Source organism: Pseudoalteromonas porphyrae (assembly GCF_001298125.1).
Taxonomy (GTDB): Bacteria; Pseudomonadota; Gammaproteobacteria; order Enterobacterales; family Alteromonadaceae; genus Pseudoalteromonas; species Pseudoalteromonas neustonica.
Window position 1 is genome coordinate 17,492 of sequence record NZ_LHPH01000010.1, and the last position, 14,998, is coordinate 32,489.

The window sequence follows — 14,998 nt, forward strand, 5'->3', positions numbered from 1 at the left end:
ATTTATAAGCCATACTTTTCAAGGCGGCGATACATCGCACCGCGGGTTAAACCAAGCGCTTTAGCTGCGTGGCTCACATTACCTTGATAGTGAGTAAGGGCTGCGCGCACTGTGCGTTGTTCGAGTATATCTAAATCAAAAGTATCGTACGCATTATTATTTTCAATTGGGTTATTAGTGCTGTTGACGTTACTTGTAATATTGCCAACCACTGAACTCACATCAAGATTTTCGCCTTCGCTTAATATTACCGCACGCTCTATGGCGTGGGCGAGCTCACGTACATTACCCGGCCATGAGTAATGGCAAAGCGATGCCATATCATGCGTGGTTATGGTTAAGTTGCGTTTATATTTTTGTGCAAAATGATTGAGGTAGTAATCAGCAAGTAATGGAATGTCATCACTGCGCTCACGTAAGGCAGGTAATCTAATTTCAACGGTATTAATACGATACAGTAAGTCTTGACGAAAACGACCTTCAGCGACCGCTTGCTCAAGGTTGTCGTTAGTGGCGCAAATGAGGCGAATATCAATATCAATTGTTTTACTGCCGCCGATCGGAGTTACTTGGCGGTTTTGCAATGCGGCGAGTAACTTAGCTTGGTGTTCAAGAGGTAAGTTACCTAACTCATCTAAAAATAAACTGCCGCCTTGGGCAAGTTCAAATTTACCAATTCGATCAGCTTTAGCGTCAGTAAACGCGCCTTTTTTATGGCCGAATAACTCACTTTCAAATAGGTTTTGCGCCACTGCGCCCATATCTAAGCTCAAAAAGGTGTGTTCGCTACGCATACTTGCTTGATGAATTGCGTGAGCGGTGAGCTCTTTACCTGTGCCACTTTCGCCAGTGATTAATATATTTGCGTCGGTTTTTGCGGCTTTTTCAATGGTATTAAACACCTGCTGCATCGCTGTGCTTTGTCCTAAAAATTCAAACGAAGGCGTATTTAGTGCTTGGTTTAGGCCGTGCTTTTGACGAGTGAGCTTACCGACTTGTTGTTTGTCTTTAGCGTGTGAGAACGCAGCGGCGACTGCACCGAGTAGTTGCTCGTTTTGCCATGGTTTAGCAATAAAATCAGAGGCACCCGCTTTAATGGCATCAACAGCAAGTTGAATATCACTGTAGGCGGTCATCAGTAACACCACGATGTTGGCGTCTTGTTCGATGATTTTTTTTAGCCAATAAAAGCCTTCCTTGCCGCTAATGGAATCTTGGCTAAAGTTCATATCTAATAAAATAACGTCAATGGGCTGATCGCTATTGCGCTGTTCGTTAATAATGCCAGCAATATCAAATGGGTTATCAGTAGTTTTAACGCGTTGATAGTGTTGCTTTAATAATAAACGCGCCGCAATGAGAATATCGGGGTTATCGTCAACAATTAAAATCGAACCTGAATGTTTCATAATTATTATTTTTTATAAGGTTTTATTTAGCCTAAAACAAAAACGGTACAGTGTCCATAAATGGACGCTTAATAAGTTACTAAGTGTTCTATTAGCGGACACTTAGAGTATCCGCTGGGCAAAATTTAAATTTAAGTCATTGTAATTTAATAAAAATAAAAGTTGGCATGCACTTTGTTATACCTATGGGTAATTAGATTAATTAAACCTGTATCAAGGTAGCCGACATGGACAAAAAAATAGAACGCTCATTTACGCAAAAATATTTAAAAAAATTTACTTTTGCAGCACTTACTTTAGGTGTTGCAGCGGCTGCATACGGTTTTACGCAAAGCAGTGATACAGGCCGTAGCCAAAATATCGAGCGTAGTGGTTTAACGGTTAGCACGGTTAAACAAGGTGCCTTTAAAGATGCCTTAAGCTTACGCGGTCAAGTTGTGCCAAAAACCAGTATTTACCTTGATACTATCGCTGGCGGTCAAGTTGAAGAGCGTTTGATAGAGCAAGGAGAGTTTGTAGAAAAAGGCCAGCCACTGGTGCGCTTAAGCAATACTAACTTACAGCTGGATGTTATGAGCCGTGAGGCACAAGTAACAGAGCAGCTTAACTTTTTACGTAATACGCAGATGATGATGGAAACCAGCCGCTTAAATTTACGCCGTGACCTATTAGAAATCGAATTAAAAATCACTCATTTAACACGCCGCTTAAAACAAACTAAGCCCTTGGTTAAAAGCGGGGTGTTGGCGCAAGAGCAATTAGCAGAGCTTGAAGAAGATTTAAATTATTACCAAGCCCGTAAAGAGCTCACCCTAGAGCGCCAAAAACAAGAAAACTCAATACGAGAGGTGCAAGTGGCTCAGCTTTCAGATAGCGCTAAAATGCTAGAGAAAAACCTCCAGTTTGCCCGTCGAAACCTCGACAACTTATTGGTAAAAGCGCCCGTGTCAGGCTATTTAAGCGAGCTTGATGTAGAAATTGGTGAGTCAAAAAGTAGCGGTGCACGACTCGGTCAAATTGATATTCCTAACGAATATAAATTAGTGGTGCGTCTTGATGAGTTTTATTTAAATCAAGTTCAGCGCGATATGACAGTGATGATTGAGCTTGATGATGGCGAGATTACCGCCAAAGTGAGCAAAATTGATAGCCGCGTACAGCAGTCACAATTTCAAATCGAGGTTGATTTACCCAGTGCGACAAAAAGTATTAAACGTGGGCAGAGCATTGATATTGAGTTAATGCTAGGGGGTGACAATAACAATGCCTTACTGCTTAAACGCGGGGCTTTTTTTACTAACTCGGGCGGTAACTGGGTTTATGTAATCGAACAAGGCGGTGATAAAGCAGTGCGCCGTGATATCCGCCTAGGCAAAAAGAATCAACACTATTTTGAAGTGCTTGAAGGGCTAAACGCTGGGGATCAAGTGATTACCTCAAGCTACAGCAACTTTGACAAAGCACAGCAATTACAATTTTAAGGATAATAACAATGATCAAACTAACTAATTTAAGCCGCGTATTTCGTACTCAAGATGTTGAAACAACAGCGCTAAGCAATATCAACTTAACTGTAAACGAAGGCGATTTTTTAGCGATAATGGGGCCATCTGGCTGTGGTAAGTCAACGCTGCTTTCTATTTTGGGTATGCTTGATTCACCGACCTCAGGCAACTTTGATTTTGCGGGAACTGACATTGCAGGCTATAGCGAAAAGCAACTAGCAGAGCTACGTAAAGAATCAATTGGCTTTGTATTTCAAAGCTTTAACTTGATTGATGAGCTAACAGTTTATGAAAACGTAGAGTTGCCATTGCAGTATCAAAAAATATCAAAAAGTGAGCGTAAGCAACGCGTAGAAACCATTTTAAAGCGCGTGGGTATTGATCACCGCGGCGAGCATCTACCACAGCAACTGTCGGGTGGTCAGCAGCAGCGGGTAGCCGTTGCGCGTGCATTAGTGATTAATCCCAAGCTAATTTTAGCCGATGAGCCAACTGGTAACCTCGATTCTAAAAACGGTGATGAAGTGATGGCGATGCTACGCGAATTAAACCGCGAGGGCACCACGGTTATTATGGTGACTCACTCAGAAAAAGAGGGTGCCTATGCTGATCGCTTAGTGCGCCTATTGGATGGCCAAGTGATGCTTGATAAAGCAAATATTGCGCAGCAAGCCGTTGTTGAGGTTGCTTAATATGTTTATTAATTATTTAGTCACTGCTTTAAGATCATTTAAGCAACAAAAACAGCATTTTATCCTAAACCTTTTAGGGCTAAGTATCGGCTTAGCTGCGGCAATTTTAGTGGCACTGTTTGCACAAAACGAGTTGTCATACGATAGTCAGCAACCTCACGCTGAACGTGTTTACCGTGTAGGCCAAGATTACTCAAAGTTAGGGTTATCAGTTATTCCTATTTTCAATTATTCTCAAGCGGCAAAAGCCACTGAATATAGCCAAGTAGAAGAAGTGTTTGGTTTGACGATGGTATCGCTGACTCGAGAAGCTATGGTTGACGTGCAGTACCGGGATCAGGGTTTTAAACTTAATGACTTGTATGGGGCAACGCCAAATATTGAGAACTTTATCAATATAAACACATTGGCAGGGGATTTAAAAAATGCAATGAGTACACCTGAGAGCTTGGCTCTAAGTGAATCTGAAGCACTGCGAATTTTCGGTACAATAAATGTTATTGGTAACACGCTACAGCACGAGCAAGGGCAATATACTGTACGGGCGGTGTTTGCAGATTTACCAAGCAATACTCACTTTGCATTTAAAAACCTCGTATATGTAAAACATGATCCAAATAACCTGATGGTTAATAGCAGTTATGTTTATATGCGCTTGGCGCCGCAAGCAGATCCAAAAGCACTCGCTGATACACTGTCTAAACAGTACTTCAATGGGCAAATGGCGGGTCAAGTTGCCATTGAGTTACACCCATTACTAGACTTACATTTAACAGCAAAATCGCCATTTGAAATGAAAGCAGGCGGCGCAAAGCAAGTTGTAACGATTTGTGCAGGGTTGAGCGTGTTACTTATTTTGATTGCTGGCTTTAACTTTATCAATATGACGGTGGCACAGTCTGCAAAGCGCGCCAAAGAAGTAGGGGTGCGCAAAGCACTTGGCGCAAGTAAGCTGCAGTTAGTAACACAGTTTTTAGCTGAGTCTACTTTGGTTGCTCTATTGTCGATGATTATTGCCTGTGTGTTAGTGGAGCTGTTATTGCCAAGTTTTAACCAGCTGGTCGATCGTGAACTGATAGTGAGTTATTTTTCAGCCTTTGGTTTGGGCATTATGGCTGTTGTTATTGCTGTAGGCATACTTGCAGGTTTGTACCCGGCATTGTTTATCTCATCATTTAGCGCAAAACGAGTGTTAAGTGGCGATTTACAACGCGGTAATACGGCCATTTGGGTACGTAAATGTTTATTGACCTTGCAAGCTTCATTAGCAATCGGTTTGATCATTGCATCGGTTACGTTGTTAAAACAATTATCTCACTTACAAAGTCTTCCTTTAGGCTATCAAACGCAGCAACGCTTAGTGGTTTCAGAGTTGCCGGTGCAATCGGTATTTACGCAGCAGCCTAGCGCACTAATTAATCGCTTGACGGCTATAGATGGTGTAGAGCAAGCAACGATTATTGATACTCGTTTAACCGTTTCAATTAATAATACATTACAGCCTACTTGGCCCAATGGTGAATTTTCAGGTGGAATAACCCCTGTGATAGGTTCTGGTTTTGATGTTGTAAAAGGGCTAGGCCTTACGCTTATTGCTGGTAGAGACTTTAGCCGTGAGTTTTCCTCAGACTGGGCGACGCGAGCAAACGGGGTTACAACAGTAGGTACAATTATTACAGAAACCGTTGCCAAGCAGGCTGGTTATAGCAATGTGGCTGATATTGTTGGACAAAAAATTAAAGACACAGGGCGTAATGTGGATATGCAAGTTGTTGGTGTTGTAAAAGATGTAAAGGTTGGTAATGCACAAGATGCGAATTCTAACATTATGTTTTTATGTGGTTATAACTATTTAACACCAGTATCTGAAGTAATTTTAACCGTGAACGTGCAAAACCTCCCTGCTATAAAACAAGCAGTGATCACAGCTTTAGCTGAAGTGTCTAATATTTATGAGCCAAAAATAAACCTACTAGCTGAAAACTATAAAGCGGTATTAAAAGGTGATGAGCGTGTTTCTCTTGTCGTACTTATATTTACTGGCCTTGCAGTGTTCTTAACTTGCTTAGGTACTTTTGGTTTAGCTTCATTTGCCACGATTCGTCGCCAAAAAGAAGTCGCTGTACGCAAAGTGCTTGGCGCATCACGCATCAGTATTATGAATCTACTGGCAAAAGAGTTTTTAATTTTAGTGCTTGGCAGTGTAGCAATCGCATACCCGCTAACTTATTGGCTGGTGGGTGACTGGCTCGCAAACTTTAATGAGCGGGTTGATCAAGCGTTATGGGTGTATGGCGTGGCTGCATTGGTTGTGGCAGTAATAACTTGGCTTACGGTAGCAACTATTGCTTTCAAAGCCGCGAGCGCACGGCCATCGCTTACTTTACGCTATGAATAATAAAAAAGTGATGTTTTAGACAAAAATGTTAACGCTGCCAAAGTATCGAGTTAAATTTTGGCAGCGCAAAGCTAGTTGAAAAGGATGACCACTTTGGGACAATTAATTATTTCAATAAGAACAAAAGCGACTCGATTATTTTGGCTCCATTTTATTAGTTATAGCGCTGGGTTAGCAGCTGTTATCTTGTTGGCTCTATTTGTAAAACATGAGCTTTCTTATGATAGTAACCAACCGGATAAACAGCGGGTATATAGGGCACATGTAGATTATAAAAGCTTTGGCTTTGACACGCTTATGCCGATGCGCGATTTAGCTGTGGCACTAGCACTTAAAAATGATAGCGACATTGAAGAAATATTTAGTTTAATACCTGCCGAGTTTATGGGATATGTTGATCACCATTTTAATTTAGACGCACATAATGGCGAAACCAATGTTAAGTTAAAAGATGTCTATTTTGCGTCAAATAATTTAGATCGATTTATTAACCTAGACATTATTTTTGGCAATTTAGATCTGGTTTTGAACACGCCTAATCAACTTGCTATCAGTGAATCAGAAGCGATCAGACTATTTGCTAACGCTAATGTAATTGGAAGACGGTTAACGACAAAAAATCAAGCCTATATAATTGGCGCGGTATTTAAGGACTTACCAACGCATACTCATTTTCAGTTCAGTGTGCTAACAGCCTTCCCTAACACAATTGAAAAGCAACCCCATGGTTACGTTTATATAAAAACAGCTGTAAATACAGATATTGCTGAACTTGAAACTAAGTTATTTAAAGAATATTTAAAAACAAAGTCAGAAGAGCACAAAACGGTACAATATAAATTGATTAATATCACTGATATTTATTTAAAAGGTCGCTCAACTTATGAAATGAAAGCGCCTGGGTCGATCCTCGCAGTTACCATTGCGTGCGGGCTGATTTTCATTCTTTTTTTGCAAATAACCTGTAATTTTATCAACTTTAATTTAGTCAGTGTTGGTAGAGCGGCAAAACAAATTGCGATTAAAAAGGCAATAGGGGCAAGCCGAGGTCAACTTTTTCGTTTATTTATCTATGAATCTATTTTGATGACAGGTTGTGCGGTGGTGTTGTCTTTGGCATTTGTTGAGCTGACTTATGGTTACTTTAATCAGTTAGTCGAGACACATATATTGTTCGTACTCAGCAAGAGTATGGTGCTGATGGCTGTTTTAGTTACCTTAGTAATAGGATTACTCAATGGTGTATATGCAGGGGTAGTTGTTGCGAATGTTGATGTGAAATTATTAGTAAGAACACATTATCAGTACCATTTAAGTTTGCTAGTGAAGGGAGTACTGAGTTTTCAAGCAGGCTTGGCGATATTGATCTTTATCGTCTTTATAATTGCCCAGTTACAGCTGGAGTTTGTTGCTAACATGGATGTGGGTTATCAAACTAAAAATAGACTCATAGTTAAAAATGTACCAGCCACACAACTATTTGAAAAAGATAAAACACAACTAATATCAGCAATTGCTGATTTACCAGGCGTTGATTCAGTTACTGCAACCGACATTAATATTACAGAGCAAGTACGAGGAGGAGTTCAATTAACTTGGCCAAATGGTCAGGTAATTGAAGGTGTCGCGCCTTCCGTTGTAACTAGCTTTAATGTTGTTGAAGCATTAGGCCTTCACTTGTTAGCAGGCAGAGGCTTTAGTGAAGAATTTCAAAGTGATTGGTATCAAAAAATGCCTGATGGCTCTGAGCAAGTGGCGTTAATTGTTACTGAGTCGATGGTTCATTTAGCGGGTTACAAATCATTGCAGGACGTGATCGGCATGACGCTTACCAATGCTGATTCAAATTTAAATGCGACTATTGTCGGCGTTGTCGCAGATGTTAAGGTAGGTTCAGCTAAGCAAGAAATGATACCCCTGTCTTTTAACCTTGCACGTAATTACATTCCTAATGGCAATATTGTCATTAAAGTAACTGACGCAGCTTCACATACAGATTTAAAAACGCAAATTGCGGATGTATTAAAATCGCGTTTTTCAATCCTTGATATAGAAGTAAGCACGCTTGCAGATGATTATGCAAAAAATTACAAAAATGAGTATCGAATAATTACGTTATCAAAATGGTTATTAATTTTGAGTACTGTGCTAACCCTTATAAGTCTTGCGGTATTAGTTTCTCAAACTGTACTCTCGCAACAAAAAGATTTGGCCATTAAAAAGGTGTTGGGCGCACCCATCATGCAATTAGTAACAGGGTTGAGTTTGTCTTATTTAAAACTCGTATCACTTAGCTTTTTATTAAGTATGCCTTTAGCGTATTGGCTAACGGATAACTGGTTGAATAATTTCAACGATAGAATCACTCAGCCACTTTGGGTTTATTTATTTGCTGGAATTACCGTTACAGTCATTACCTGGCTAACCGTAGCAAGCCTTGCGCTTAAAGCGGTCAGCACACGCCCGTCTTTAATTTTACGGTATGAGTAATAACAATAAACTTAAAAAGTCGGCGATCTAAGATAATTAGGTCGCTGTTTTTCATATTCAAAAATAATCACAAGGGCAAGGAGAGAGTATGTTTTTGTCATACATCGCAACCGCATTTAGAGTGTTAAAACAGCAGAAAATACACACGGCACTCAATATTTTAGGGTTTAGTATCGGTATTGCCGCGACCATATTAGTGGCGCTATTTGCACAGCACCAGCTCACTATCGACAAGCATCAAGCCGATGCAGAAAGAGTTTATCGTATCCATCAAGATATGCGTTCTGTGGGGCTACAAGTTGATGGTGCAATTAATCCTAAGATGCCATTACTCATGCGTGACCATGCTCAAATAGAAGACATGCTTTTAATAGCGAACAGCTTCTTTTTGCAATTTAGTGGTCATCCATTTGCCGATGTGGTGACCGTGGAGGATCAGCAATTTCGTTTACGTAATTTCTATATTGCTACCGAAAATCTGCCTGAATTTGCTGACATCAATGTGATGTATGGCGATTTAAATCGCACTTTGCAACAGCAGGGTCTCATTGCTCTGAGTAAGTCAGAAGCGATGCGGCTATTTGGCCGTAATAATGTTGTTGGAGAGTCGCTCAACTATGATGGTGGTAAGTATCAAATTGCCGCTGTATTCGACGATTTAGGCAATAACACCCATTTCTCCTTTGATGTACTAGCAAAAATGCCCAAGGTTGAGCAAGGTCCTTTTGGTAGCCATGTTTATGTAAAATTAATGGAAGGTGCTAATGCGGCTGCTCTTGCACAAGAAATGACAAATGAGCAAGTTAAGCGTGCTAATAACCCTAACTTTAGTGATGTAAGCTTTGTATTTATCCCTTTGACTGAATTGCACTTTAATACCAGTGGTCAATGGGAAATGAAACAAGGTGGGTCATATCTAGCACTGCAAGTGAGTCTAGCCTTGAGTGTATTATTACTGATTATTGCGAGTGTTAATTTCATTAATTTTAATATTGCAGGGGCTGCAAAGCGTGCTAAAGAGGTTGGGGTACGCAAATCACTTGGTGCAAGCAAATGGCAGCTTGTAAGCCAGTTTTTAATGGAGTCTTTGCTATTGGTCTTGTTGGCTGGGGTCATTGCATTCGCATTGGTTGAGCTCAGTTTACCCGCTTTTAATATACTCACTGAGAGTCAATTGTGGTTTGATTATCGCTCTGCTTTTATGCTGGGTGTTATTAGTATGTTTATCATCATTGGTGTGTTGGCTGGATTATACCCCGCCTTATTTATATCGTCATTTAGCGCCAAACGCGTACTAAGTGGTGACTTAAGTCGTGGTAAGTCATCAGCCTACATTCGCAAACTTACTTTGTGTATACAGGGGGTGGTCGCTATAAGCTTAATTGCAGCTGTTGTTATGGTTTACCAGCAAATGGTGTTGGTTAACAGTACAGATGTAGGCTATGAAAAAGAGAATCGGTTGGTTATTCGTGAGTTACCTTCAGCGTTATTGTTCAATAAATACAGCAATGCATTATTAGATGAACTGGCTGGGCTAAATGGGATAGAAAATATCACCTTAAGCGATACAGACTACGCAACAGATATGAATGGCGGTATGCATTATACCTGGCCAAATGGTGAGACTTACGATGGCATGTTTCCATCTATTCGAGTGGGGTTTGATGTAGTTGAAACTTTAGGCTTAAAACTACTGGCTGGACGCGGTTTTAAACGTGATTTTTCAAGCGATTGGTATCATTCCAATGATGATAGCAGCGCTGAATTTGGCATTATCATCACCAAGCAAAAAGCCTTAATGGCGGGCTATGACAATCTTGAAGAGGTCATTGGAGTTAAAGTTACAGTACCAAGACGTAATTTTACAGCAACAGTGGTTGGTGTGGTAGATGATATTCGCTTAGGGTCGGTGAATAAGCCCGAACTACCAACATCTTTCATTTTGGGTTTTGCTGATACAGATATCGCGAATATTGTTTTAAAAACGGATGGTAAGCAAGCAGATGCATTAATTAAGCAGGTTAATGCAGTGCTGCAAAAACACTTGCAGCGCAATGATATAGAGTTGCGTTGGTTGATTGATGAATTTATGGCATCCCATAAACACGAGCAAAAAACGTTAAATATATTAGCAGTGTTCAGCCCTCTTGCGATTTTTTTAACGATTTTAGGGACTTTTGGTTTAGCGTCCTTTGCTACTTTGCGCAGACAAAAAGAAGTTGCAGTACGCAAAGTGCTCGGTGCATCACGCATTAGGATTATGAACCTATTGGCGAAAGAGTTTTTGATTTTGGTGGTGGTGAGTGTAGCCATAGCGTATCCGCTTACTTATTGGCTGGTGGGCGATTGGTTAGCCAACTTTAATGAACGTATTGATCAAGCTATGTGGGTTTACTTAATTGCTGCACTAAGCGTTGCTGCGATCACTTGGCTTACGGTAGCAAGTATTGCATTTAAAGCGGCAAGCACAAGGCCATCGCTTATTTTGCGTGATGAATAGATAAGTAGTTACATAAAATTAGTTACAATCTCTCACCAAGGTCTTTCTGTTTATCGGGAGGCCTTTTATATTCTTGTCACCATAAATGACGACCTACCTGTAGGACGTGCTTTAGCGCGTCAAGGTGAATTTGGCTGTATATGTTGTGTCGCCATAAATGACGACCTACAATATAACAGTTTAAATATCTCTAATTTTTACTGCGGGATTACCTGCAACTACTGTATTTTCGGCAATATTTTTGGTGACGACAGACCCTGCGCCTACTACAGCGTTATCGCCGATGGTGATGCCCGCCAAGACTATAACCCCTGCGCCAATCCACACGTTATTGCCTATCGTTATTGGCGCTGCAAAGTTTTCTTTTTGTAGCCTTTGTTTAGGCTCAACTGCATGAGATACCGCTAATAGCTGAACATTTGGGCCAATTAAACAATCACTGCCAATGGTAATGACCCCCTCAACAATTGGTGCATCTAACACAGTGCAATTAATGTTTATAAAAGTACGATCACCAATTTGCATTTGCGAGCCGTAATCACAATGAAACCCAGCTTCAATAATTACACCCTCCCCGCACTGCGCAAACAGCCCTTTAATACGCTTTAAATTACCTTTACTTGGGCTTTTGTTAAATAAGCGGCAGATTTCATGAGCGGCTTTGCGCTCTTCAAACAGTGGTTTTGCTAGGCTATTGAATTGAGTTAGATGAGTCATCGTTTTAGGCAGTTAATGAGTATGCATTGATGATAAAGCAAAATTGGCTGCTAACCAAACGGGACTACCTGTTGTTGTTGTTGTTGTTGTTGACAGTGAGTGATTCAATGAAACCCGACTTTACGCAAAATAGATTAAAGTCGGGTGCCTATTTATAGCTTTATTTATGGATATAAAGCGCTTGAGTCTTATTTTCATTCATTTCGTAACGCCTTTATTGGATCTTGCTGTAACGTTTGGTTGATCGGAAAAAAGCTGGCAAGTACTGATATAGCTAATAACCCTAACCAAATGGCCATTGTTAACCACCAGTTTATAGGCAGGTCAACCCCAGGTAATGACATACAATAGCCTATAATTAAAAATGCCAACGAGAAAGCTAATACCAAGCTCATTGTTATAGGTTGCATAAGCTCTAATAAGCTTTCTTTTAGGAGCCTATAATTGTCAGCCCCCATAGAAAGTTTTACGCCTAAGCTATATCTGCGAACTTTAACTAAATAGCTAACAATACCGTTTATGCCAATACACACCATCAGTAGCGATGTTGATGCCAATACAATAGCCAGCCATGCTGCATTTAAATGACGTTGTCTTTTACCATCAAACAGACTTGTTAAAGAGGCGATGTTATTAATGTCTAATCGTTGGTCTACTTCTAATACCGCTTGTTGAATATGGGCAATTGCATTACTTTCATCTGCAACAGTAATTAAATACGTAAATTGTTGCCAGCCAGGGTAATCTTTAGGTGTAAAAACTTCAAAGTCTTCACTTTCAGGGCTGCCCGGTACATAGGTGTTGCTGACAATACCTATGATTGAGTAATACTTTTTATTATCAAAACTCACTTTACTGTTTAGTACATCATTACTGTTTTTATTAAGTAAGTCCGCAAGGCGTTGGTTAATAATGATCGGTGGGTTTTCGAATTGTTCATCCCCCTTGGCAAAGCCTTTACCCGTTATCGTGAAGTTAAGTTCAGTAAAGTAATTGGCAGTTACTAAGCTATTCCGTGCTTGGGCAATATACTGTCCGGCTTCGTTATATATTTGATTGACGTTAACCGTTTTTGGTAGCCTCATTTCGGACGAAACAGCTAAGCTGCTCACATTATTAAGCGCCAGCAACCTCTGACTAATTGCTTTGTGTAAATTAATGCGTTCGCTGGATTTATCAATATTGCTGTAATTAACGGTTAGTGAGTACTTGCCTTGAGTGTTAATGCCGTTATCTCTAAGTGCTTCTGATAGTGTAACGAGCACGACGTGACTGGCGGTGGTTAATACTAAAAACGAAAACAAAATTTGCAAACCAACAAGTAAGTGGCTGGTGGCAGAACTCATTTGTTTACCGGTGCCTTTACCGCTGCTTTGTAGGCTGTTCATTAGGTTTTTTTCTTTAACAACACTGAGCTCTATGAAGGAGTAAAGTGAGGCAATGCTGATAATTAGAAATGCTGAAAACAGCAATGTATTAATGCTTAAAGACAGAGTATCTAAGCGTTGAATGGCATCGGCTGCTAGGTTTTGAATAACCATAAAACCGATTTGAGTAAATGTTAGAGCCAATAACACCGCAATACTAATGAGTAAAACATTATGTTTGAGTGTTTCAATAATGAGCTGTTTTTTACTGGCACCAAAAGCAAAGCTGATTGCAAGTGGTTTGATACGTGTAATAGCTTTTGCAAGCTGCATGCTAGACAGGTTGATAAGTGCAATGAGCATTAATAAGCACACACCCAATAACAGCATTAATACAATCTTTCCGCTGTCGCCCCTAAGTGCATCATTAAATGCAGTAACACGTGCATCCACAGTAAAGTCTTTTAAAATATTAGGCGCGTGCAACTGCGCCCCTTTGAGCGATAAATTACTTAGTTGTTTACTAATTTCTTGCTCTGAGGTTGCGGGTTTTAATCTAACAACGTTTTTGTATGCGCCCATAAAACCGTTAGATGTTTTAGGGTTGAAGGCTTCGTCAGCATCAATTGGTAACCAAATTGCGTTATTTATCTTGCTGTAATCAGGTAGTACAAGGTTATCGGGAGCGACGCCAATAACCGTGAAGCGGCGTTGATTAAGTTGTATTTTTTTACCAACAATATTAGGGTCACTTTTATAGTGAGTTTGCCAAGCACGATAACCTAATACGACCGACATTTGCTGAGTGCCGAGTGCTTCTGATTTGTTAAATAACCGACCAAGTTTGGGTTGTACACCGAGTAGATCAAATAAATTATGTGAAGCGAGTATTACGTCCACAGCAGGTCTTGTTGGTTTATCTAGTAGCTTATAGTCAGTCCATTTATGATAAGTAGCAACATCGGTAAAAACGGTGTTTTCGTTTTCAATGTAGCTCATTACCTTTGAATTACTAGCAGGGCCTGAATAGCCTTTAGAGTTAATGGTGCCTTCAAGTAAATATAAGTTATCACTTTGTTGATAAGGCAACGGTGAGAAAAACACTAGATCAACCAAGCTAAATGAACTAAGCACCATAGAGAGCGTTAATGCCAGTGTAAATACAGTAGTAAAATAATATTGTTTGGCACGTTTAAAGGTATTGTAGGCAGTTTTTAACATGACTGAGCAACCTGTTCTACATTTGCAGTAACCACAGTGCCATCTTTTAGCTGAATACTCCGCGTAGCCATGTCGGCATAACGCGGATCATGGGTAACCAATACAATCGTTGTACCTTGCTGATTAAGGTCTTTTATTAACGCCATGATTGCATCGCCATTTTTTGAGTCCAAGTTACCTGTCGGCTCGTCGACCAGCATGATGCCAGAATCACCAGCTAGTGCGCGTGCAATTGATACGCGTTGTTGCTGACCACCAGAAATTTGATTTGGGTGTAAATCAGCTTTATCAGCCAAACCCACCTTTTCAAGACAATCTAACGCTCTTGCGTGGCGTGTTGACAAAGAATCACCACGATATTTTAGTGGCAGCGCAACATTTTCAAGTACGGTCATTTCGTCAATTAAGTTAAACGATTGAAACACAAAACCAATGCGATTACCGCGTACTTTCGCACGTTGGTTTGAGTCCATATCAGAGACCAATAAACCGTCAATGTAATATTCACCGCTTTGAGGAGTGTCAAGCAGGCCCATAATGTTAAGCAGTGTTGATTTACCACAACCCGAAGGCCCAGAAATAGAGATAAACTCGCCGTCATATACGGTAAAGCTAATTCCTTTTAAAATTTGACTTACTTGCTCACCGTTCGCAAAAGACTTACTTAAGTTATTAACTCTTAAAATTTCAGTATTCATG

The 14,998-nt window shown here is 40.3% G+C and carries 9 protein-coding genes; 5 read left to right on the top strand and 4 right to left on the bottom strand.

The genetic code is table 11. The annotated features are described in order from the left end of the window. Positions 1-2 precede the first annotated feature (2 nt). Entirely contained in the window at positions 3-1,409 is a 1,407-nt protein-coding gene (locus ADS77_RS10320) for a sigma-54-dependent transcriptional regulator (RefSeq protein ID WP_054454266.1), read from the bottom strand. A 227-nt stretch (positions 1,410-1,636) separates the two neighbouring features. Between ADS77_RS10320 and ADS77_RS10325 the strand changes: the two genes are divergently transcribed. From ADS77_RS10325 to ADS77_RS10345, 5 genes are all read left to right on the top strand, one after another. Beyond that, a complete protein-coding gene (locus ADS77_RS10325; RefSeq protein WP_054454268.1) occupies positions 1,637-2,890 on the top strand; it encodes an efflux RND transporter periplasmic adaptor subunit in 1,254 nt (417 codons plus the stop codon). Between the two features lie 11 nt (positions 2,891-2,901). Next, positions 2,902-3,606 (top strand): ABC transporter ATP-binding protein, encoded by a 705-nt coding sequence (locus ADS77_RS10330; protein ID WP_054454271.1) that lies wholly within the window; start codon positions 2,902-2,904, stop codon positions 3,604-3,606. A gap of 1 nt (position 3,607) precedes the next feature. Beyond that, positions 3,608-6,004, top strand: a complete 2,397-nt coding sequence (locus tag ADS77_RS10335; protein ID WP_054454273.1) for an ABC transporter permease — start codon at positions 3,608-3,610, stop codon at positions 6,002-6,004. Positions 6,005-6,097: 93 nt separating this feature from the next. Continuing rightward, positions 6,098-8,494: an ABC transporter permease gene (locus tag ADS77_RS10340; RefSeq protein ID WP_054454274.1), complete on the top strand. Its 2,397-nt coding sequence runs from the start codon at positions 6,098-6,100 to the stop codon at positions 8,492-8,494. Positions 8,495-8,582: 88 nt separating this feature from the next. After that, positions 8,583-10,994 (top strand): ABC transporter permease, encoded by a 2,412-nt coding sequence (locus tag ADS77_RS10345; RefSeq protein WP_054454275.1) that lies wholly within the window; start codon positions 8,583-8,585, stop codon positions 10,992-10,994. A gap of 180 nt (positions 10,995-11,174) precedes the next feature. On the opposite strand, the gene ADS77_RS10350 is transcribed toward ADS77_RS10345, so the two are convergent. From ADS77_RS10350 to ADS77_RS10360, 3 genes are all read right to left on the bottom strand, one after another. Next, positions 11,175-11,711 carry a sugar O-acetyltransferase gene (locus ADS77_RS10350; RefSeq protein WP_054454277.1) on the bottom strand — a complete coding sequence of 179 codons (537 nt, stop codon included), beginning with the start codon at positions 11,709-11,711 and terminating at the stop codon, positions 11,175-11,177. 194 nt (positions 11,712-11,905) lie between these two features. After that, positions 11,906-14,299: an ABC transporter permease gene (locus tag ADS77_RS10355; protein ID WP_054454279.1), complete on the bottom strand. Its 2,394-nt coding sequence runs from the start codon at positions 14,297-14,299 to the stop codon at positions 11,906-11,908. Beyond that, the gene (locus tag ADS77_RS10360) at positions 14,293-14,997 is read right to left on the bottom strand and encodes an ABC transporter ATP-binding protein (protein WP_054454281.1); all 705 of its coding nucleotides are present in this window, start codon (positions 14,995-14,997) and stop codon (positions 14,293-14,295) included. The genes ADS77_RS10355 and ADS77_RS10360 overlap by 7 nt, the downstream gene beginning before the upstream one ends. Between the last annotated feature and the right edge of the window lies 1 nt (position 14,998).

Excerpts from the sequence above, each read along its gene's own strand:
- ADS77_RS10320 (WP_054454266.1), bottom strand. The coding sequence starts at position 1,409 with ATGAAACATTCAGGTTCGATTTTAATTGTTGACGATAACCCCGATATT.
- ADS77_RS10325 (WP_054454268.1), top strand. The coding sequence starts at position 1,637 with ATGGACAAAAAAATAGAACGCTCATTTACGCAAAAATATTTAAAAAAA.
- ADS77_RS10330 (WP_054454271.1), top strand. The coding sequence starts at position 2,902 with ATGATCAAACTAACTAATTTAAGCCGCGTATTTCGTACTCAAGATGTT.
- ADS77_RS10335 (WP_054454273.1), top strand. The coding sequence starts at position 3,608 with ATGTTTATTAATTATTTAGTCACTGCTTTAAGATCATTTAAGCAACAA.
- ADS77_RS10345 (WP_054454275.1), top strand. The coding sequence starts at position 8,583 with ATGTTTTTGTCATACATCGCAACCGCATTTAGAGTGTTAAAACAGCAG.
- ADS77_RS10350 (WP_054454277.1), bottom strand. The coding sequence starts at position 11,711 with ATGACTCATCTAACTCAATTCAATAGCCTAGCAAAACCACTGTTTGAA.
- ADS77_RS10355 (WP_054454279.1), bottom strand. The coding sequence starts at position 14,299 with ATGTTAAAAACTGCCTACAATACCTTTAAACGTGCCAAACAATATTAT.
- ADS77_RS10360 (WP_054454281.1), bottom strand. The coding sequence starts at position 14,997 with ATGAATACTGAAATTTTAAGAGTTAATAACTTAAGTAAGTCTTTTGCG.